This is a genomic window from Bradyrhizobium sp. 1(2017) (assembly GCF_011602485.2).
Classification (GTDB): domain Bacteria; phylum Pseudomonadota; class Alphaproteobacteria; order Rhizobiales; family Xanthobacteraceae; genus Bradyrhizobium.
In genome coordinates, this window is the sequence record NZ_CP050022.2 from 1,675,388 (window position 1) to 1,693,081 (window position 17,694).

The window sequence follows — 17,694 nt, forward strand, 5'->3', positions numbered from 1 at the left end:
GTGGTCAAAATCCCCTTGGGTAGCGGCGTCCCTTCCTTTCGCAAGGGCCCGCCTGAATCAACTGAGCCGGCGCGAAGGGCAGGGTTGCATGGGGCGGAGGGGTGGCGGGAAGCGTCGATACCGCCGTCTCAATCCGGCAGTCGTGCGATCACTGCAACTGGTCCGCCGCCTGGCGGGCCCTGATGCTCGGCGCCGCCGGACACGTAGACCGCGCTGGTGCCGGCAAGGCCCGCGATCAGCCCGCCGACCGCGGCGCGTGCGTGGCGCGTCGAGCTGATGTCGGTATCCTCCAGCATGGTATGGCGAGAGCCACGCACGGTGCCATCGGGCGAGGCCTCGGCCTTGGCGAAGATGTTGACGAGCTCGCGGCCCTTGATTGCTTGCGGCGCGATGCCGAGTCCGACGCTCTCCAGGGCCACTATTACCGCCGCGGCGTCGATGGCATCGTTCATCACGGCGTGCCCGATCTCGAACGCGCTCACCGACGACGCCGAATTGCCGAGCACGATGACGACGTTGTGCATCAGCTCGATGCCGGCCGAGGTGGAGGCGACCTTCGAGAACAGATCGTAGCGCCGCAGCACGTCCTGGTCGCGAAGATCGGAGGCGATCTCACCGAGCGCAACGGCAACGCCGAGCGCGGAGGCGCCGCGCGAATAGGCCATCGAGCTGTAGGAGCTCTTCGTCACCGTCTTGTTGCCGCGCGCAGCTGCTGCCTCGACGCGATCGCTGGTGAGCAGCGGGCACTTGATCTGCACGAAATGGACGTTGGTAGGATCGCTGATTCCGGCGTCTGCCATCGCGGCCTCCACGGCCCTGGCGGTCTCGGTGATCTGCGCGGAGCGGCCGAGCTCTTCGGGGAGGAAATCGCGGGTGTGTGCCATGCCGATGCTGAGGCGCTTGCCAGTCATGCCTGCCGGGCGTTCGGCCTCTCGCCGCGTGAACACCGTGATATGTGGACTGAGCACACCTTCGGTGCCGCCGGACATCACGAAGGCGATGCGCTGCTCGACCTCTTCCGGAGACAGGCCGAGCCGCGGCGCCAACGCCGTGCACAGCGCGGCGACGGCATACTCCCGGGTGAAATCGTTGACGCCGCCATTGCCCTCGGTCTTGCCGAGGATCGCCAGGACGGATGTCGGATCGATCGTGCCGGAGCCGATCATATCCATGAGGCCGGAGACGTCGCCGGGGCCCTTGGTGGCGACCTTGAAGACGCCGACCGATGTGATGCGCATGACTGGTCCTTAGAGTTCGGTGGCCCGGCCAGTCCACCAGCCGTGGAACGGAGGCTGCTGTCAATCCCGGACGTCTTCCCGGCTTTCGCCAGGACGACGATGGAGTATGCTGCGCCGTCTCGGCCACATCCCCACGAATGTGGCGAGATCGCATCGGTTCAACAAAAAATCGTCTGTCGACGGCCCGCCGCCGCACCTTGATGAATCAACCCGGCTTGGTCCATAAGCGGCGTCCCGCGACCCGGTGGTTCGCCCCGTGTCGCGTGCTTGGATAGAGGGATTCTCGCGTGGCAAATATCAACCAGAAGATTGCGCAGGAGCTTGGGGTTCGGGCCGAGCAGGTCGAGGCGGCGGTGACGCTGCTCGACGGCGGCGCCACGGTTCCCTTCATCGCGCGCTACCGCAAGGAAGCGACCGGTGCGCTCGACGACGCGCAATTGCGCACCCTGGAGGAGCGCCTGGTGTACCTGCGCGAGCTCGAGGACCGCCGCAAGGCGATCGTCGAATCGGTTCGCGAGCAGGGCAAGCTCGATGCGGCGCTCGAAGCCTCCATTCTCGCCGCCGACAGCAAGGCCCGCCTCGAAGACATCTATCTGCCGTTCAAGCCGAAGCGCCGCACCAAGGCCGAGATCGCCAAGGAAGCCGGCCTCGAGCCGCTCGCCAATCAGCTGATGACGGAGCCCGGCAACGATCCGAAGGTCGTGGCCGAAAGCTTCGTCAACGCCGAAAAAGGCGTTGCCGACGCCGCTGCGGCGCTCGACGGCGCCCGCGCCATTCTGGTCGAGCGTTTCGACGAGGACGCCGACCTGATCGGCGCGTTGCGCGAGGAGATGTGGACCAATGCGCGTATGGCCTCCAAGGTACGCGACGGTAAGAAGACCGAAGGCGAGAAGTTCGCCGACTATTTTGATTTCTCCGAGCCGCTGACCAAACTGCCATCGCACCGGATTCTCGCGATGTTCCGCGGCGAGAAGGAAGAGGTTCTCGACCTGCAGATCCAGGCCGAGGCGGAAGCCCCGCCGCCGGGCGTGCCGGGGGCCTATGAACTGCGGATCATGAAGCGGTTCGGCATCGCCGACCTCAAGCGCGCCGGTGACCGCTGGCTGGTCGACACCGTGCGCTGGGCCTGGCGCACGAAGATCCAGGTGCATCTCAACATTGACCTGCGCATGCGGCTGTGGAATGCGGCCGAGACCGAGGCCGTGCGCGTGTTCGCCTCCAACTTGCGCGACCTCTTGCTGGCCGCACCGGCAGGCACCCGCGCCACCATGGGGCTCGATCCCGGCTATCGCACCGGCGTCAAGGTCGCCGTCACCGACGCGACCGGCAAGGTCGTCGATACCGCGGTAATCTATCCGCACGAGCCGCAGCGGCAGTGGAACGAGTCGCTTGCGATTCTCGGCAGGCTCGCGCTGAAGCACCGTGTCGAGCTGATCGCGATCGGCAACGGCACCGCCTCGCGCGAGACTGACAAGCTCGCGGCCGACCTTGTCAAAGGACTGGCCGAGCTGAAGATGTCCAAGATCGTGGTGTCGGAAGCCGGCGCCTCGGTCTATTCCGCCTCGGCTTTCGCCTCGGAGGAATTGCCGGGCCTCGACGTCACCCTGCGCGGCGCGGTCTCGATCGCGCGGCGGCTCCAGGATCCGCTCGCCGAGCTCGTCAAGATCGAACCCAAGGCGATCGGCGTCGGTCAATACCAGCACGACCTCGGCCAGGCCAAGCTCGCCAAATCGCTCGATGCCGTGGTCGAAGATTGCGTGAACGCCGTCGGCGTCGACGTCAACACCGCCTCCGCACCGCTGCTGGCGCGCGTGTCGGGCGTGGGCTCCGGCCTTGCGCAGAGCATCGTGGCGCACCGCGACGCCAACGGACCGTTCAAGTCGCGCAAGGCACTCAAGGAAGTGCCGCGGCTCGGGCCCAAGGCGTTCGAGCAGTGCGCCGGCTTCCTGCGCATCCTCGGCGGCGAGGACCCGCTCGACGCATCCGGCGTGCATCCGGAAGCCTATCCCGTGGTACGCCGGATCCTCGCGGCCACCAAGAGCGACATCAAGGCGCTGATCGGGAGCAGCGAGATCGTTCGTACGCTGAAGCCCAAGGATTTCGTCGACGAGACCTTCGGCCTGCCGACCGTCACCGACATCCTGCGCGAACTCGAAAAGCCCGGCCGCGACCCGCGCCCCGCGTTCAAGGCCGCGGTGTTCAAGGAAGGCGTCGAGGAGATCAAGGATCTCCAGAAGGGCATGATCCTCGAGGGCACCGTGACCAACGTCGCCGCCTTCGGCGCCTTCGTCGACATCGGCGTGCACCAGGACGGCCTCGTGCACATCTCGGCGATGTCCAAGAATTACATCAAGGATCCGCGCGAGGTGGTGAAGCCCGGTGACATCGTCAAGGTGAAGGTGCTGGACTTCGAGGTCGCCCGTAAGCGCATCTCGCTCACGCTGCGGCTCGACGACGAGGTCGGCGCCAAGAAGGACGCCCCCGGCATGCAGCGCGACAACACGCGCAACACGTCCCGCATGACGTCGTCGGCGCCGCGCAAGCAGGAGTCTTCCGGCGGCGGCGCCCTCGCCGAAGCGATGCGCCGCGCGGCGGAGAAGAACAACGGCAAGCGGGCGTAGCTCTTAATCTCGCCCCGCTCTTCAGCGGGGAGGGATCGCAGCGCGCGGATTTCCAGTGACGGGACTCCTCGCGGGGGAGGGAGCTCGCCTCCCTAACTTGCGCGTCAGAATCTGGCGCATTTGTAAGTTGAAGCGGACGGCCCGTCCGCCTCATCTGATCCTCCTCGCGCGGCACGAAGACTGCCGCGCAGCACGGAGGATGCTTCGATGAACGACAGGCTTCTCAAAGGCTTTACCGCGGTGACGGTCGCCGCTGCAATGGCGCTCGCTTCGCCGGTGCTGGCCCGTGGCGGCGGTGGTGGCGGAGGTCACGGGGGTGGCGGCTTCGGCGGTGGTGGCTTCGGTGGTGGCGGAATGCACGCGGGCGGCTTCGGCGGAGGAATGCGCGGAGGCGGTATGCACGTCGGCGGTATGGGTGGCGGCGGCATGCGATTTGGCGGCATGGGTGGTGCTCGTTTCGGTGGCGCCCGCTTCGCCGGCCCGCCAATGGCCGCCCGTGCTGCCATGGGGCCGCGCTTTGCCGGTGCACCATTAGCGACCCGCGCCGCCTTCGGCCCGCGGTTTGCTGGCCCGGGCTGGCACGGCAGGCCGTTCATTGGCCGCCATGCCTTCTTCCACCGTCACCGCTTCAACCGGTTCGCCTTCTTCGGCGCGCCCTACTACTACGCCAATTATTACAACTATTACGACGATGGCTGCTGGCGCAGGAGCTTGACGCCCTATGGGTGGCAATGGGTCAATGTGTGCGGAGACGGTTGGTACTAGCATCGCCGTAGCGCACCATTGTCGCGATCGCCACCGGGCGGTTCCGCTCAGCCCCGGAACGGGATAGTCTGGTGGCGATTGTCGCGCGGAGTTTTGCATGACCGGTGGTCACCGCCGCATCCTGGTCGTCGAGGACGATCCGGAAACCGCAGGCCAGCTCGTCGAGGAATTGACGACCTCCGGCTACGAGGTCGATCTCGCAGCCAGCGGGCGCGAAGCCCTGAGCCATGGCGCCTCGCGCGATTATGCCGTGATCACCATCGACCGCATGCTGCCCGATATCGACGGCATCACCGTGATGCGCCAGCTGCGCGACGACGGTGTCGCCGCTCCGTTTCTCATCATCTCCGCTCTCGGCGAGGTCGACGACCGCGTGCGCGGCCTGCGCGCCGGCGGCGATGACTATCTCGTCAAGCCGTTCTCCTTTACCGAGCTGCTGGCGCGGCTCGAGGCGCTCGGCCGCCGCAGCGAGACCATCGCCAAGGAGACGCTGCTGCGCGTCGGCGACCTCGCCATCGATCTGATCGCGCGCAGCGCCAGCCGCCGCGGCCGCAGGATCCCGCTGCTGCCGCGCGAGTTCCAGCTGCTCGAATATCTCGTCCGCAACGAGGGCCGCGTCGTCTCCCGCGCGATGCTGCTCCAGCATGTCTGGGACCTGCATTTCGATCCCTCCACCAACATCATCGACGTCTATGTCGGGCGGGTCCGCCGCAAGGTCGACGATGCGCAGGACTATCCGTTGATCCACACCATTCGCGGCATCGGATATTGCCTCCGTGCTCCTGGCTAAGACACTCCGCTCCTCGACCTTCCGCCTGGCGCTGATCGCGATCGCCGCGTTCGGGCTCATCGTCGCCGCGATCATGGCCTACGTCTATTTCGGCACGCTCGCCTATGTCGAGGGACGGCTCGGCGCCGCCGTCGATCATGACGGATTTACCGCCATGATCGAGCTCGCGATGGCAGCGGTCGCCATGCTGCTTCTGGTGCTTGCCGGGCTTGCGGCCGTGCTGGTGACGCGGCGCACCGTCGGGCGGATCGAACAGATCAACGCCACCAGCCGCGCCATCATGCTCGCAGGCCTCGACCAGCGCATTCCCTTGCGCGGCAGCAACGACGAATGGGACCGCGTCGCCGAAAACCTCAACCAGATGCTCGACCGCATCGAGACGCTGATGGGCGAGGTCAAGCAGGTCAGCGACAACGTCGCCCACGATCTGCGCACGCCGCTGACGCGCATGCGCGGCCGGCTCGAGAAGGCCTATCATGCGCCGCGCAATGGCGAGGCCGATGCGGCGCTGATCGGCGACACCATCGCCGATCTCGACGCCGTGCTCGGCATGTTTGCCTCCATCACACGGATCTCCGAGATCGAGACAAGGGCGCGCACCGGCGCGTTTCGTGCGCTCGACCTCGCGGAAATCGCCGGCGAGGTCGTCGAGCTCTACGATGCCGCCGCCGAACAGGTCGCGACGAGGCTTAGCCTCGCGGGCGACCGCGAGGTGCCCGTCACAGGCGACCGCGACCTGCTGTTCGATGCCATCGCCAATCTCGTCGACAACGCGATCAAGCACGGCCGCAAAGGCGGGCAGGTGACCGTCACCTGCCGCGGCGCCGATGGTGGCGCAGTGATCGCGATCGCCGACGATGGCCCGGGGATCCCAGCTGAGGAACGCGATTCCGTGTTCAAGCGCTTCTACAGGCTCGAGCAGAGCCGCTACACGCCGGGCAATGGCCTCGGCCTCAGCCTCGTTGCCGCAGTTGCGCGCCTTCATGGCGCGGAGATCGTGCTGCACGACAATGCGCCGGGGCTGACGGTCCAGCTCAGCTTCCCCGCGACGTCATAGTTCGATCACGCCGCGGCGCGCCGCATGCGCGACCGCGTCGGTGCGGCCGGTGGCATCGAGCTTGTCGAGCAGCGAGCCGACGTGGAATTTCACGGTGTGCACGGAGATGCCGAGCTGGCGCGCGATCATCTTGTTGGAGGCGCCCTCGGCCATCAGCGCCAGCACGTCGAGCTCGCGCTGGGTCAATGCGATGTCGCCGGGCACGATGCGCGGATCACGGGCGACCACGGTTGCCGCGGCGGCTTCGCCTGGCGCGGCGAGGCGAAGCCCTGTGACGTTGCCGAGCAGCTTCGCCAGGCGATCGGCGAGAGCGGGATCGTCGATCTCCAGGGCCAGCACGATCTCCGGGGCGTTGTCCTCGCTCACGCCTCCGGCCTCTCGCCGACCGTGACCTTGAAGCTGACCGGCTCGCCGCCGCGGCGTGCCGCGACATCGACCACCGCGCCGACGCTCGACGGTCCGAGCGTCCGCGACAAGGCGCGCACGCCGGAGAGCTTCTGGTCGTTGACTGCCACGATCACGTCGCCCTGGCGGATGCCGGCGGCAGCCGAAGGTCCGGCCTTGTCGACATTCATCACCATCGCGCCGATACCGTCGTCGAGCCGCACGGGCTGGAGCCCGAGGCCGAGATAACCGCGTGCGATGCGGCCACGCGCCTCGAGCTGGGGCGCGACGCGCTCGATCGTCGCGGTCGGGATCACCAGCACCCGCCGCGGTCCGAGCACGGCCATGCCGAAGGCATCGCCCGATGCATCGAGCGCGAGCCCGCCCTGCTGGCTGCCGCGCAGGCGGACATCGAGCTCGATCCGCGCGTCGATGTCGCCGCCGCGTAACGAGCGCCAGCTTTTGCCGGATGCCGATACCATCCCGAGCGCCGCACTCGGCGTATCGCGGTTGGTGGCAACCACCACCGATAGGGCCCCGAGGGGCGGGACCGTCGCCGCCAGCTTGATTGGCGCGATCGCGGCATCGGTGCGCAGCAGCGCGATGTCGGTCGTGTGGTCGCGGCCGGCGATCGTGGCGGCCGCTCGGCTGCCGTCGGGAAGGTCGATCTCGACTGCGCCTTCCTCGGCCAGTGCTTCGTCGGCAGTAATGATCAGTCCGTCCTTCCAGGCGAAGCCGGTGGCGCGGGCGCGGTGCGAATGCACCGCGACGACGGACGGCGCGGTGTGCGCCACGACGTCCGCAAGCGCGGACGACAGGGAAGACAGGGCGGTACGGTCGGTCATGGCAGGCTCCTGTAGTTGACCCCAATCTGGGACGTCGCAGGCGGTTGCGAAACTGGCCGGGTGGTCAGGACATGGGGGCTTCCGCAAGGCCAAGGCCGACGAACATGTGATTGGGAGCCGCTCACGGGAACGTGTAGCAATCAGCCCGACATCACGCCGCACGGCCTCAGCCATTTCAGCGAGCCCCGACCGATGACCATCGATCTCACCCGTCGCATCCTGCTTCAGCTTGCCGGTGCGACCTCGCTTGCGATGGCGGCTGCAGGGGCGGCGCGCGCCGAGGGCAATGTGCAGGGCGGCGGGCCGACCTATGCCAGCCGCACGCCGATGCGGGTCGGCTCGGTGACGCTCCGGGTCAAGAATCTCGACAAGGTGGCCGACTACTATCGCGACGTGATCGGGCTCACCGTGATAGAGCGCTCAGGCGCCGCAGCGAGGCTCGGGACGGCCGGCGTCACGCTGCTGGTGCTGGAAGCCCGCCCCGATGCGGCGATCGAGCCGCGCACCGCCGCCGGCCTCTACCACACCGCCTTCCTGATGCCGACGCGGAAGGACCTCGCACGCTGGCTGGTCGCAGCCGCCTCACATCGCGTGCCGCTGTCGGGATTTGCCGATCACCTCGTCTCTGAATCCGTCTATCTCGACGACCCCGAAGGCAACGGCATCGAGGTCTATGCCGATCGCGATCCCTCGCAATGGCAGTGGAGCGAGGGCAGCGTGAAGATGGCGACCGACGAGCTCAACATCCCCGATTTGCTGTCGCTGACCAACCCGCGTGTTCCCGACTATGCCAAGGCGCCGGATGGAATGCGCGTCGGCCACATGCATCTGCGCGTCGGCGATCTCGCGCAGGCCGAGCGTTTCTATCACGGCACGATCGGTCTCGAATCGACCCGCAAGCGCAACGGCGCGGCGTTCCTGTCGTCGGGCCGCTACCACCATCACCTCGGCATGAACGTCTGGCAGAGCCAGGGCGCGGGCGAACGCGACGATCAGAGCACGGGTCTCGCCTGGTTCTCGCTGGTGATGGCCAAACAGGAGGTGCTCGCCGCCCAGGAAGAGCGCCTGCGCAAGGGGGGTGTGAAAGTCACGACGATCGCGGACGGCGTCGAGGCAATCGATCCCTGGGGCACGCGTGTGCGGCTGCTCAGGGTTTGATCGCCGGCGCGGGCATTGGTAATACCGGGCAAACAGCTCCGGGATCTACATCCGATATGTCCGAATTCCACGGCGTCTTCCCCTATCTCGTCTCGCCTGTCGATGCCGACGGCACGGTGCGCACCGAAGTGCTCGGCAGGCTCTGCGACGATCTGATCGGGGCTGGTGTCCACGGCCTGACGCCGCTGGGCTCGACCGGCGAGTTCGCCTATCTCAATGCGGCGCAGCGCTTGGCGATCGTGCAGACCACGATCGAGGCCGCGAAGGGGCGTGTGCCGGTTGTGGCCGGCGTCGCCTCCACCTCGACGGCCGACGCGGTGGCGCAGGCGAGGGCGTATCAGAAGCTCGGTGCCAACGGCATCCTGGCGATCCTGGAGGCTTATTTTCCGCTCGCCGACGCGCAAGTGGAATCCTACTTCCGCGCCATCGCCGATGCCGTGGACATCCCCGTCGTCATCTACACCAATCCGCAATTCCAACGCTCCGATCTCACGCTCGACGTTATCGCGCGCCTCGCCGAACATCCGCGCATCAGGTACATCAAGGATGCTTCGACCAACACCGGGCGGCTGCTCTCGATCATGAACCGCTGTGGCGATGCTCTGCGCGTGTTCTCGGCCTCCGCCCATATTCCCGCGGCGGTGATGCTGATCGGCGGCCTCGGCTGGATGGCGGGACCTGCCTGCATCATCCCGCGCCAGAGCGTTGCGCTCTACGATCTCTGCAAGGCGGGCCGATGGGATGAGGCCATGGCGCTCCAGCGCGGGCTTTGGCGCATCAACGAGGCCTTCGCTCGCTTCAATCTCGCCGCCTGTATCAAGGCGGGGTTGGCGAGCCAGGGCTACGATGTCGGCGATCCCGTCCTGCCGCAGGTCCCGCTGGCGGCCGACGCGCGCAAGGCCGTGGAAGCGGCGCTGCGCGAGCTGAAATAGCCGTTTGCCGCGCGGCAATTTGCCCCGGCTCCGTGACGGACGCAAAAAGGTCCTTACTTCTTGGAGAAACTTCCGTTCGGTTGTGACGTTGCTGCGTGAGCGAGATCTGTCACCCCATGCATGTGCGTCCCGACATCGTATTTTTGCACAAGAGACGGTGATCCCCGATGAATCGTCGCCATGCGATTGCCGCGGCGGTCTTCGCCGCCCTGCTGCTCGCCATCACCTCCGCGAAAATCCTGCATGTGCCGATCTCGTATGTCCCATGGGCGGCGCCCTCCGCACGTGCCGTCGAGCAGCGCGGGCCGCTGTCCGATGGCGAAAAGGCGACCATCGAAATCTTCGAGCGCGTATCGCCTTCGGTCGTCCAGGTTGCCGTCAAGTCGGATGCCAATCCTCTCATGGGCGAGGAAGGCCAGGGCGGCGACGCTTCCGGCACGGGCTTCGTCTGGGATCGCGACGGGCACCTGGTGACGAACAATCATGTCGTTGCCAATGGCAACGAGATCGCCGTGCGCTTCGCGTCGGGAGAGGTGGCCGAGGTCGATCTCGTCGGCCGGGCCCCGAATTACGATCTCGCGGTGCTGCGGATCCGCAGCGCGCGCCAGCTTCCGCCGCCGATCGCGCTCGGCAGCTCGAACGACCTGAAGGTCGGGCAATCCGCTTTCGCGATCGGCAATCCTTTCGGGCTGGATCAATCCATGACCAGCGGCATCATCAGCGCGCTCAAGCGCAGGCTGCCGACCCATGGCGGCCGGGAGATCGCCAACGTCATCCAGACCGATGCCGCGATCAACCCGGGCAATTCGGGCGGACCGTTGCTGGATTCGGCCGGCCGCCTGATCGGCGTCACCACGGCGATCATCTCGCCGTCCGGTTCGAATGCCGGCATAGGCTTTGCGGTGCCGGTCGATGTCGTGAACCGGATTGTCCCCGAACTCATCCGCAGCGGCCGCGTGCCGACGCCAGGCATCGGCATCGTGGCTGCCGGCGAGGATGTCGCGACCCGGCTTGGCGTCGAAGGGGTGATCGTGGTGCGGACCGCGCCCGGCAGTCCGGCCGAGCGGGCAGGGATTCGCGGTGTCAATTTTTCAACCGGAGCGGTCGGAGACATCATCACCGCCGTCGAAGGCAAGCCGGTGCGGCGCCTCGCCGATCTGACCGATGCGCTTGAGCAGGCCGGGGCCGGGAAGACCGTCCGCCTCACCGTCAAGCGGGGTTCGGACACCCGCGACGTGAATGTAGGCATCATCGACATCGCGCGTTCCTGAGCCGGCAATCTGCGCGGCCAAAGCGGGCGTGGCACGCAATGCAGATGTGCTGCGGGTCGGTTGAATCGACTGCGAAATCGGCTAAAACCGCCGCGGTCGTTTTCCGGATTTCAAGGACATAACGGAATGAACATTCTTCCCGGCAATTTGCGTTTCGGAGCGGGGCAGCCCGTCAAGCGTTTGGAAGACCAGAGGCTGCTCACCGGGAAGGGACAGTTCATCGACGACAAGCCGGAGGAGGGCGCGCTGTGGTTGCACGTGCTTCGCTCGCCGCACGCCCACGCGAAGATCGTCTCGGTCGAGACCAGTGCTGCGGCCGCAATGCCCGGCGTCGCCGCAATCTACACCGGCGCCGACCTCGTCAAGGACGACATCGGCACCATTCCGACGCTGAGCATCTTCAAGCGCCCCGACGGCAAGCCGATGACGGTGCCGCCGCGCCGGCTGCTGGCCCATGAAATCGTGCGCTATGCCGGCGAGGCCGTGGCCGCCGTGGTGGCGTCGTCGCGTGCCGAGGCACAGAGCGCGGCCGAAGCGATCGTGGTCGAATATGACGTGCAGCCCGCCGTGGTCGATCCCGTCGAGGCGGTGAAGCCCGGCGCGCCCGTGGTGTGGCCGGAGGCGCCGGACAACATCGTCGGCGCCATGGCTTACGGCGATGCCGCCAAGGTGGACGAGGCGTTTGCCAGGGCGGCGCACACCGTCGAGCTCGACATCGTCAGCCAGCGCCTGGTGCCCTCGGCGATGGAGCCGCGCTCGACCATTGCCGAGATCGACAAGACCGGCCGTCTTCTCCTGCACGTGCAGTCGCAGACGCCAGCCTCGACCCGCGACGTGCTGGCAGAAGCCGTGCTGAAGCGTCCGAAGGACAGCGTGCGCGTGCTGGTCGGCGACATCGGCGGCGGCTTTGGCCAGAAGACCAACCTCTATCCGGAAGATGGCATCGTCGCCTACGCGGCAACCAAGCTGAACAAGAAGATCCGCTGGCGCGGCGACCGCACCGACGAGTTCGTCGGCGGCACCCACGGCCGCGATCTCACCTCGACGGCGTCCTTCGCACTGGATGAAAAGGGCAAGGTGCTGGCCTATCGCGTCAAGTCGATCGGCTGCACCGGCGCCTATTCCTCGGGCGCGGCGAACATCATTCCGCTGGTGCTCGGGCCGTTCGTGCAGACCGGCGTCTACGATTTGCCGCTGGTGCATTTCGAGGTCCAGTCGGTGATGACGCACACCGCGCCGGTCGGTGCCTATCGCGGCGCCGGCCGCCCCGAGGCGGTGTTCATCGTCGAGCGCCTGTTCGACGCTGCTGCGCGAAAAATCGGCGTGGATCCGCGCGCGATCCGCAAAGCCAACTACATCAAGCCGGCGCAGCTGCCCTACACCAATGCGGCGGGCCAGGTCTACGATTCCGGCGCCTTCGCGCATATGCTCGACCGGGCCGTGAAGCTTGCGGACTGGGACGGCTTTGCCGCGCGCAAGAAGGCGGCCAAGAAGAAGGGCCTGCTCTACGGCCGCGGGCTCACCTCCTATATCGAATGGACCGGCGGCCGCGCCCACACCGAGAAGGTCAGCCTGCATGCGACCTCTCAAGGCCGCGTCGTCCTGCATTCCGGCACCATGGCGATGGGGCAGGGCCTGCAGACCACCTACACCCAGATGATCTCCGACACGCTCGGCATCCCCATGGAAAAGATCGATGTCATCCAGGGCGACACCGATCTTGCGATGGGTTTTGGCAGCGTCGGCTCGCGTTCGCTGTTCGTCGGCGGCACGGCCGTTGCGGTCTCCTCCAACGATCTGATCCAGAAGGCGCGCGAGAAGGCGGCGAACGTGCTGGAGACCTCCGTCGAGGACATCGAATATCAGGGCGGCATGCTCACCGTGGTCGGCACCGATCGCCGCATCAGCCTGTTCGATCTTGCCGAGAAGGAGAACGGCGCCAAGCTCAGCGTGGATTCCGAGGGCGAGGTCGATGGTCCGAGCTGGCCGAACGGCACGCATATCTGCGAAATCGAGATCGACCCCGAGACCGGCGTCTCCCGCGTGGTGCGCTACACCACGGTCGACGACGTCGGTGTCGCCGTCAACCCGATGCTGGTGACGGGGCAGATCCATGGCGGCGTCGCGCAGGGCATCGGCCAGGCGCTTTATGAGGGCGTGTCCTACGACGCCGACGGTCAACTGCTCACCGCGAGCTACCAGGATTACTGCATCCCGCGCGCCGACGACGTGCCGCCGATCGTGGTGACGCTGGACGATTCCGCGCCCTGCCGCACCAATCCGCTCGGCGCCAAGGGCTGCGGCGAATCCGGCGCCATCGGCGGCCCGCCTTGCGTCACCAACGGCGTGATGGACGCGCTCGCCGAACTTGGCGTCACCCAGCTGAACACGCCGCTGACGCCGCAGAAGATCTGGCAGGCGATCCGGGACGCGAAGGTGGGTTAGGGACTCAGCTGAAGCCTCAAACTCGGTGTCGTCCCGGCGCAAGCCGGGACCCATAACCACCGAATCCAGTTTGGCGAAGATTGGTCATGACCAGCTTGCGCCACGCTTCCTCTCATGGGTCCCGGCCTTCGCCGGGACGACGGCGGAGTGTGTGGCGCTAGCGCCGCCTCAAATCCCCAGCATCATCTTCGCAATGATGTCGCGCTGGATCTCAGAGGTGCCGCCGAAGATCGTGTAGGCGCGGCCGTTGAGATATTCCGGCATCACCGTCAGCATCTCCTCGGGCGTCGCCGGCTCGTGGTTGAGCTTGTAGAGCGGCCGCATCGGCTCGACGGCGAGGGCGTCATGGCCGATCACGTCGGCGCCTAGCCGCGTCACCGCCTGGCGGATTTCGCTGTTGCGCAGCTTCAGGATCGACGATACCGCGCCGGGATTTTGTCCCGTCTGCAGTGCCGAGAGCACGCGCAGCTCGGTCATCTCCAGCGCATCGATGTCGACCTCGACCTCCGAGATGCGCGTTGCGATATCGGGGCTGTCGATCGCGCGGCCCGTGAGGTCGGACTCGGCGAGATCCGCGATCGCCTTCAGTCCCTCGCGCAGCTTGGCCGAGGCGATGCCCGAGCCGCGCTCGAACTCGAGCAGATATTTGCCGTAGGTCCAGCCCTTGCCTTCCTCGCCGACACGGTTGGCGACGGGGACGCGAACGTCGTCGAAGAACACCTGGTTGACCTCATGGTCGCCGCCGATGGTGAGAATCGGACGCGTGGTGATGCCCGGCGTCGTCATGTCGATCAGGATGAAGCTGATGCCGTCCTGCTGCCGCGGCCCGTCGCTGGTGCGCACCAGCGCGAACATGCGGTTGGCGTGGTGCGCGTGCGTGGTCCAGATCTTGGTGCCGTTGATGATGTAGCCGTCGCCGTCGCGCACCGCGCGCGTCTTCAGAGACGACAGATCGGAGCCTGAGCCCGGCTCGGAATAGCCCTGGCACCAGTAATCCTCGCCGGAGAGGATCCGCGGCAGGTAGAAGTTCTTCTGCTCCGGCGAGCCGAAGCCGATGATGACAGGCCCGACCATCTTCACGCCCATCACGTTGACATTGGGCACGCCGGCCCGCGCGCTTTCGGTCTCGAAAATCCAGCGCTGCGCCGGTGTCCAGTCAGGGCCGCCATGCTCGACCGGCCAGCCCGGCGCGCCCCAGCCGCGGCTGTGCAGCGCGCGCTGCCAGGCCATGCCGATGTCAGGATCGGAGAACACGGACGGCGTCAGCGCGGTCGCGCGCTTCATCTCTTCGGTCAGGTTCTTCGCAATGAAGCCGCGTACCTCATCCTGAAAGGCTCGCTCCTCGGCATTGAATGACAGGTCCATGAGGCTCTCCAGTGTCAGGCCGGCACGGTGGGGCGGCCAAGCTCGGCATGGCGGCCATAATGATGCGCGCTGCCGCCGAACAGCGTGTCGAAGGCAACCAGCCGCTTGAAATAAGCGCCGACCTCGAGCTCTTCGGTGACGCCCATGCCACCATGAAGCTGGATCGACTGCTCGCCGACGAAGCGCGCGCATTTGCCGATCTTCGCCTTCGCCCCCGACGCGGCCCGCGCGCGCTCGACCGGCGGGCTGTCGGCTTTCAGTGCTGCGCGCAGCGCCATCGAACGGGACTCGTCAACCTGCATCGCCATGTCGGCGAGGCGGTGGCGGATCACCTGGTTGGCGGAGAGCGGCCGGCCGAACTGCTTGCGGATCTTGGTGTACTCCAGCGTGGTATCGAGCAGTGTCTGCATGATGCCGACGGCCTCCGCGCCAAGCGCGGCCATGGCGTGGTCGGCGGCCCATTCGATCGCGGGCAGTGCGTTGCTGCCGTCGCCGAGCAGGGCGTCTTCGGGCAGATGCACGTCGGACAGCTCGATGTTGCAGGCGCGCCCGCCGCCCAGGCGCACGTAGTCGGAGATGGCAAGGCCCGGCGCTGTGGCCGGCACCACGAACAGGCCGATCCGCCCCGAAGGGCCGTGATGGTCATGCATGAGCGCGGAGACGATGATCTCGTCCGCGGCATGCCCGTCGAGCACGGCGATCTTGGTGCCGGAAAGGCGCCAGCCTTGCGCCGTCTTGTTGGCACTGGTTGCGACCTTGGCGAGATCGAATCGCGCCGCGCGCTCGGAATGCGCGAAGGCAAGCTTCAGCGATCCGTCCGCGACCTTGGGCAGGCTCGCCTGCTTCTGCTCCGTGGTGCCGCATCTGGCGATCAGCGCGGCGCCCAGCACCACGGTCGCGACATAGGGCTCCGACACCAGCCCGCGGCCGAAGGCTTCCATCAGGATACCGACATCGACCGCGCCGCCGCCCAGCCCGCCGAACTCCTCGGGAAGCGGCAGCGCCAGCCAGCCGAGCTCGGCGAACTGCTTCCAGACCGCAGGGCTGAAGCCCAGAGGATCGTTCGCCATCTTGCGCCGGTGAGCGGCATCGTAGCTTTCGGCCACGAAGCGTTCCGCGCTCTCGCGCAGCAGCCGTTGCTCGTCGCTGAGATTGAGGTCCATCGCGTCTACTCCGCGGCCGCCGGCGGCTTGCGCACGGAGGGATGCAGGCCCGAGGGATCGACGATCATGCCGAACTCCTGGAGATTATGCGCGTGGCAGAGCTGATGCAGCGCGAAGGCCTGGTCGATCGCGGCGGGCTGGCCCATGACGTCGACCGAGCGGTTGACGGCCTCCTTGGTCAGCTTCAGCGCGAAGGCCGGTTTTGCCGCGATCCGGCGTGCCAGCTCCAGCACGCGCGACGACAGCTCCGCCCGCGGCACGATTTGGTTGACCATGCCGAGCTGGTGCGCCTCCTGTGCGCTCCAGCTGTCGGCGGTGAACAGGAACTCCTTGGCCTTGCGCGGGCCGAGCTCCCAGGGATGGACGAACCATTCGACGCCGCAGACGCCCATCGTCACCACGGGGTCGCAGAACTGCGCATCATCGCTGGCGACGATGAGGTCGCAGGCCCAGGCCAGCATCAGCCCGCCCGCGATGCACTTGCCGTGCACCTCGGCAATCGTGGGCTTGGCGAGGTTGCGCCAGCGCCGCGTGATCTGGAGATATATTTCCTGCTCGCGCGCAAAGCGGCCATGGGCATTGGGCTCGGCAAAGCCACCCCAATTTCCGATCGGCGGGAAATCCGTGCCTGCGGCGTTCTTGCCCCCGGGACGCAGGTCGTGCCCGGACGAAAAGTGCGGACCGTTGCCGGCGAGGATGATGACCTTGACCGTATCGTCCTGCACCGCTGCATCGAAAGCGGCGTTGAGATCGTAGGTCATTTGCAGGTTCTGTGCGTTGCGCGCCTCGGGCCGGTTCATCACGACCCGGACGATGGCCGGGTCCGGCCGTTCCACGAGGATGGTCTCGAACGGGCTCATCGCGTTCCCCCTGGCGTTTCCGCTTTTGTTTTGCCGGAGTTGACTATGTCGGCCTGCGATAGGCAAGAGGCTTGCGTCAGCCTGCTGCTGTTCTCATGCGCCCAATCTGATAGTTTATGCCGGATTTCACCGGGAGAAATTTGATGCGCAAGATCCTGACCGTGCTGGCCGCCCTGGCCTCGCTGAGCCTGACCAATTGCGGCTACAACGCCATCCAGAGCGAGGACGAGCAGATCAAGAGCAACTGGTCCGAGGTCGTGAACCAGTATCAGCGCCGCGCCGATCTCGTGCCCAACCTCGTCAACTCGGTGAAGGGCTTTGCGCAGCAGGAAAAGGACGTCCTGCTCGGCGTCACCAACGCGCGAGCCAAGGTCGGCAGCATCCAGGCGACACCCGAGGTGCTGAACGATCCTGCCGCGTTCCAGAAGTTCCAGGCCGCTCAGGGCGAGCTCTCCAGCGCGTTGTCGCGCCTGCTGGTCGTCACCGAGAACTATCCGCAGCTCAAATCGGACGCGCTGTTCAAGGATCTGATGTCGCAGCTCGAAGGTACCGAGAACCGCATCACGGTGGCGCGCAACCGCTACATCAAGGCGGTGCAGGACTACAACGTCACCATCCGCTCCTTCCCGAGCAATCTCACCGCGATGATGTTCGGCTACAAGGAGAAGCCGAACTTCTCGGTCGAGAACGAGAAGGAGATCTCGACCGCGCCGAAGGTGGACTTCAACCCGGCGCCCGCGCCGTCGAAGTAAGCGCGTTCACCTCAAATGTACGCCCCATACTCCGCAGTCATTCCCCGC

15 protein-coding genes are annotated in these 17,694 nt (G+C 66.5%); 9 read left to right on the top strand and 6 right to left on the bottom strand.

Features of this window, described 5'->3' with window-relative positions:
• Positions 1-128 precede the first annotated feature (128 nt).
• Positions 129-1,238: a ring-opening amidohydrolase gene (locus HAP40_RS08065; RefSeq protein ID WP_166818307.1), complete on the bottom strand. Its 1,110-nt coding sequence runs from the start codon at positions 1,236-1,238 to the stop codon at positions 129-131.
• A 287-nt stretch (positions 1,239-1,525) separates the two neighbouring features.
• Here HAP40_RS08065 and HAP40_RS08070 point away from each other — a divergent pair, with 287 nt between their 5' ends.
• From HAP40_RS08070 to HAP40_RS08085, 4 genes are all read left to right on the top strand, one after another.
• Positions 1,526-3,859, top strand: a complete 2,334-nt coding sequence (locus HAP40_RS08070; protein WP_166818306.1) for a Tex family protein — start codon at positions 1,526-1,528, stop codon at positions 3,857-3,859.
• A gap of 207 nt (positions 3,860-4,066) precedes the next feature.
• Positions 4,067-4,624 carry a hypothetical protein gene (locus tag HAP40_RS08075; protein ID WP_166818305.1) on the top strand — a complete coding sequence of 186 codons (558 nt, stop codon included), beginning with the start codon at positions 4,067-4,069 and terminating at the stop codon, positions 4,622-4,624.
• Between the two features lie 97 nt (positions 4,625-4,721).
• Positions 4,722-5,414 (top strand): response regulator transcription factor, encoded by a 693-nt coding sequence (locus HAP40_RS08080; protein WP_166818304.1) that lies wholly within the window; start codon positions 4,722-4,724, stop codon positions 5,412-5,414.
• Positions 5,401-6,471: a sensor histidine kinase gene (locus HAP40_RS08085; protein WP_166818303.1), complete on the top strand. Its 1,071-nt coding sequence runs from the start codon at positions 5,401-5,403 to the stop codon at positions 6,469-6,471. The genes HAP40_RS08080 and HAP40_RS08085 overlap by 14 nt, the downstream gene beginning before the upstream one ends.
• Here HAP40_RS08085 and HAP40_RS08090 read toward each other — a convergent pair.
• Together HAP40_RS08090 and HAP40_RS08095 are read right to left on the bottom strand one after the other, a co-directional pair.
• Positions 6,466-6,837 carry a response regulator transcription factor gene (locus HAP40_RS08090; RefSeq protein WP_166818302.1) on the bottom strand — a complete coding sequence of 124 codons (372 nt, stop codon included), beginning with the start codon at positions 6,835-6,837 and terminating at the stop codon, positions 6,466-6,468. The two genes, HAP40_RS08085 and HAP40_RS08090, sit on opposite strands and share 6 nt — an antisense overlap.
• A complete protein-coding gene (locus HAP40_RS08095) occupies positions 6,834-7,700 on the bottom strand; it encodes a S1C family serine protease (protein ID WP_166818301.1) in 867 nt (288 codons plus the stop codon). Before HAP40_RS08095 ends, HAP40_RS08090 begins: the two co-directional genes overlap by 4 nt.
• Before the next feature lie 192 nt (positions 7,701-7,892).
• Between HAP40_RS08095 and HAP40_RS08100 the strand changes: the two genes are divergently transcribed.
• The 4 genes from HAP40_RS08100 to HAP40_RS08115 all read left to right on the top strand — a co-directional run bounded on the left by HAP40_RS08100 (position 7,893) and on the right by HAP40_RS08115 (position 13,506).
• Positions 7,893-8,858, top strand: coding sequence for a VOC family protein (locus HAP40_RS08100; protein WP_166818300.1), 966 nt, complete (start codon positions 7,893-7,895; stop codon positions 8,856-8,858).
• 56 nt (positions 8,859-8,914) lie between these two features.
• On the top strand, positions 8,915-9,790 hold the full coding sequence (locus HAP40_RS08105) for a dihydrodipicolinate synthase family protein (protein WP_166818299.1): 876 nt from the start codon (positions 8,915-8,917) through the stop codon (positions 9,788-9,790).
• 167 nt (positions 9,791-9,957) lie between these two features.
• The gene (locus HAP40_RS08110) at positions 9,958-11,061 is read left to right on the top strand and encodes a S1C family serine protease (protein WP_166818298.1); all 1,104 of its coding nucleotides are present in this window, start codon (positions 9,958-9,960) and stop codon (positions 11,059-11,061) included.
• Between the two features lie 126 nt (positions 11,062-11,187).
• Positions 11,188-13,506: a xanthine dehydrogenase family protein molybdopterin-binding subunit gene (locus HAP40_RS08115; protein ID WP_166818297.1), complete on the top strand. Its 2,319-nt coding sequence runs from the start codon at positions 11,188-11,190 to the stop codon at positions 13,504-13,506.
• 168 nt (positions 13,507-13,674) lie between these two features.
• Here the strand turns inward: HAP40_RS08115 and HAP40_RS08120 are convergent, their stop codons facing one another.
• From HAP40_RS08120 to HAP40_RS08130, 3 genes are read right to left on the bottom strand one after another with little or no spacing between them, the layout of a single operon-like run.
• Positions 13,675-14,871: an acyl-CoA dehydrogenase family protein gene (locus HAP40_RS08120; protein ID WP_166818296.1), complete on the bottom strand. Its 1,197-nt coding sequence runs from the start codon at positions 14,869-14,871 to the stop codon at positions 13,675-13,677.
• 14 nt (positions 14,872-14,885) lie between these two features.
• Positions 14,886-16,034, bottom strand: a complete 1,149-nt coding sequence (locus tag HAP40_RS08125) for an acyl-CoA dehydrogenase family protein (protein ID WP_166818295.1) — start codon at positions 16,032-16,034, stop codon at positions 14,886-14,888.
• A gap of 5 nt (positions 16,035-16,039) precedes the next feature.
• Positions 16,040-16,894: an enoyl-CoA hydratase gene (locus HAP40_RS08130; protein ID WP_166818294.1), complete on the bottom strand. Its 855-nt coding sequence runs from the start codon at positions 16,892-16,894 to the stop codon at positions 16,040-16,042.
• A 143-nt stretch (positions 16,895-17,037) separates the two neighbouring features.
• Here HAP40_RS08130 and HAP40_RS08135 point away from each other — a divergent pair, with 143 nt between their 5' ends.
• Positions 17,038-17,646, top strand: coding sequence for a LemA family protein (locus tag HAP40_RS08135; RefSeq protein ID WP_166818293.1), 609 nt, complete (start codon positions 17,038-17,040; stop codon positions 17,644-17,646).
• Positions 17,647-17,694: the final 48 nt, after the last annotated feature.

What these genes read in the sequence shown, in the direction of transcription:
- HAP40_RS08065 (WP_166818307.1), bottom strand. Translation starts at nt 1,238, where the DNA reads ATGCGCATCACATCGGTCGGCGTCTTCAAGGTCGCCACCAAGGGCCCC.
- HAP40_RS08075 (WP_166818305.1), top strand. Translation starts at nt 4,067, where the DNA reads ATGAACGACAGGCTTCTCAAAGGCTTTACCGCGGTGACGGTCGCCGCT.
- HAP40_RS08080 (WP_166818304.1), top strand. Translation starts at nt 4,722, where the DNA reads ATGACCGGTGGTCACCGCCGCATCCTGGTCGTCGAGGACGATCCGGAA.
- HAP40_RS08095 (WP_166818301.1), bottom strand. Translation starts at nt 7,700, where the DNA reads ATGACCGACCGTACCGCCCTGTCTTCCCTGTCGTCCGCGCTTGCGGAC.
- HAP40_RS08100 (WP_166818300.1), top strand. Translation starts at nt 7,893, where the DNA reads ATGACCATCGATCTCACCCGTCGCATCCTGCTTCAGCTTGCCGGTGCG.
- HAP40_RS08105 (WP_166818299.1), top strand. Translation starts at nt 8,915, where the DNA reads ATGTCCGAATTCCACGGCGTCTTCCCCTATCTCGTCTCGCCTGTCGAT.
- HAP40_RS08110 (WP_166818298.1), top strand. Translation starts at nt 9,958, where the DNA reads ATGAATCGTCGCCATGCGATTGCCGCGGCGGTCTTCGCCGCCCTGCTG.
- HAP40_RS08115 (WP_166818297.1), top strand. Translation starts at nt 11,188, where the DNA reads ATGAACATTCTTCCCGGCAATTTGCGTTTCGGAGCGGGGCAGCCCGTC.
- HAP40_RS08120 (WP_166818296.1), bottom strand. Translation starts at nt 14,871, where the DNA reads ATGGACCTGTCATTCAATGCCGAGGAGCGAGCCTTTCAGGATGAGGTA.
- HAP40_RS08125 (WP_166818295.1), bottom strand. Translation starts at nt 16,034, where the DNA reads ATGGACCTCAATCTCAGCGACGAGCAACGGCTGCTGCGCGAGAGCGCG.
- HAP40_RS08130 (WP_166818294.1), bottom strand. Translation starts at nt 16,894, where the DNA reads ATGAGCCCGTTCGAGACCATCCTCGTGGAACGGCCGGACCCGGCCATC.
- HAP40_RS08135 (WP_166818293.1), top strand. Translation starts at nt 17,038, where the DNA reads ATGCGCAAGATCCTGACCGTGCTGGCCGCCCTGGCCTCGCTGAGCCTG.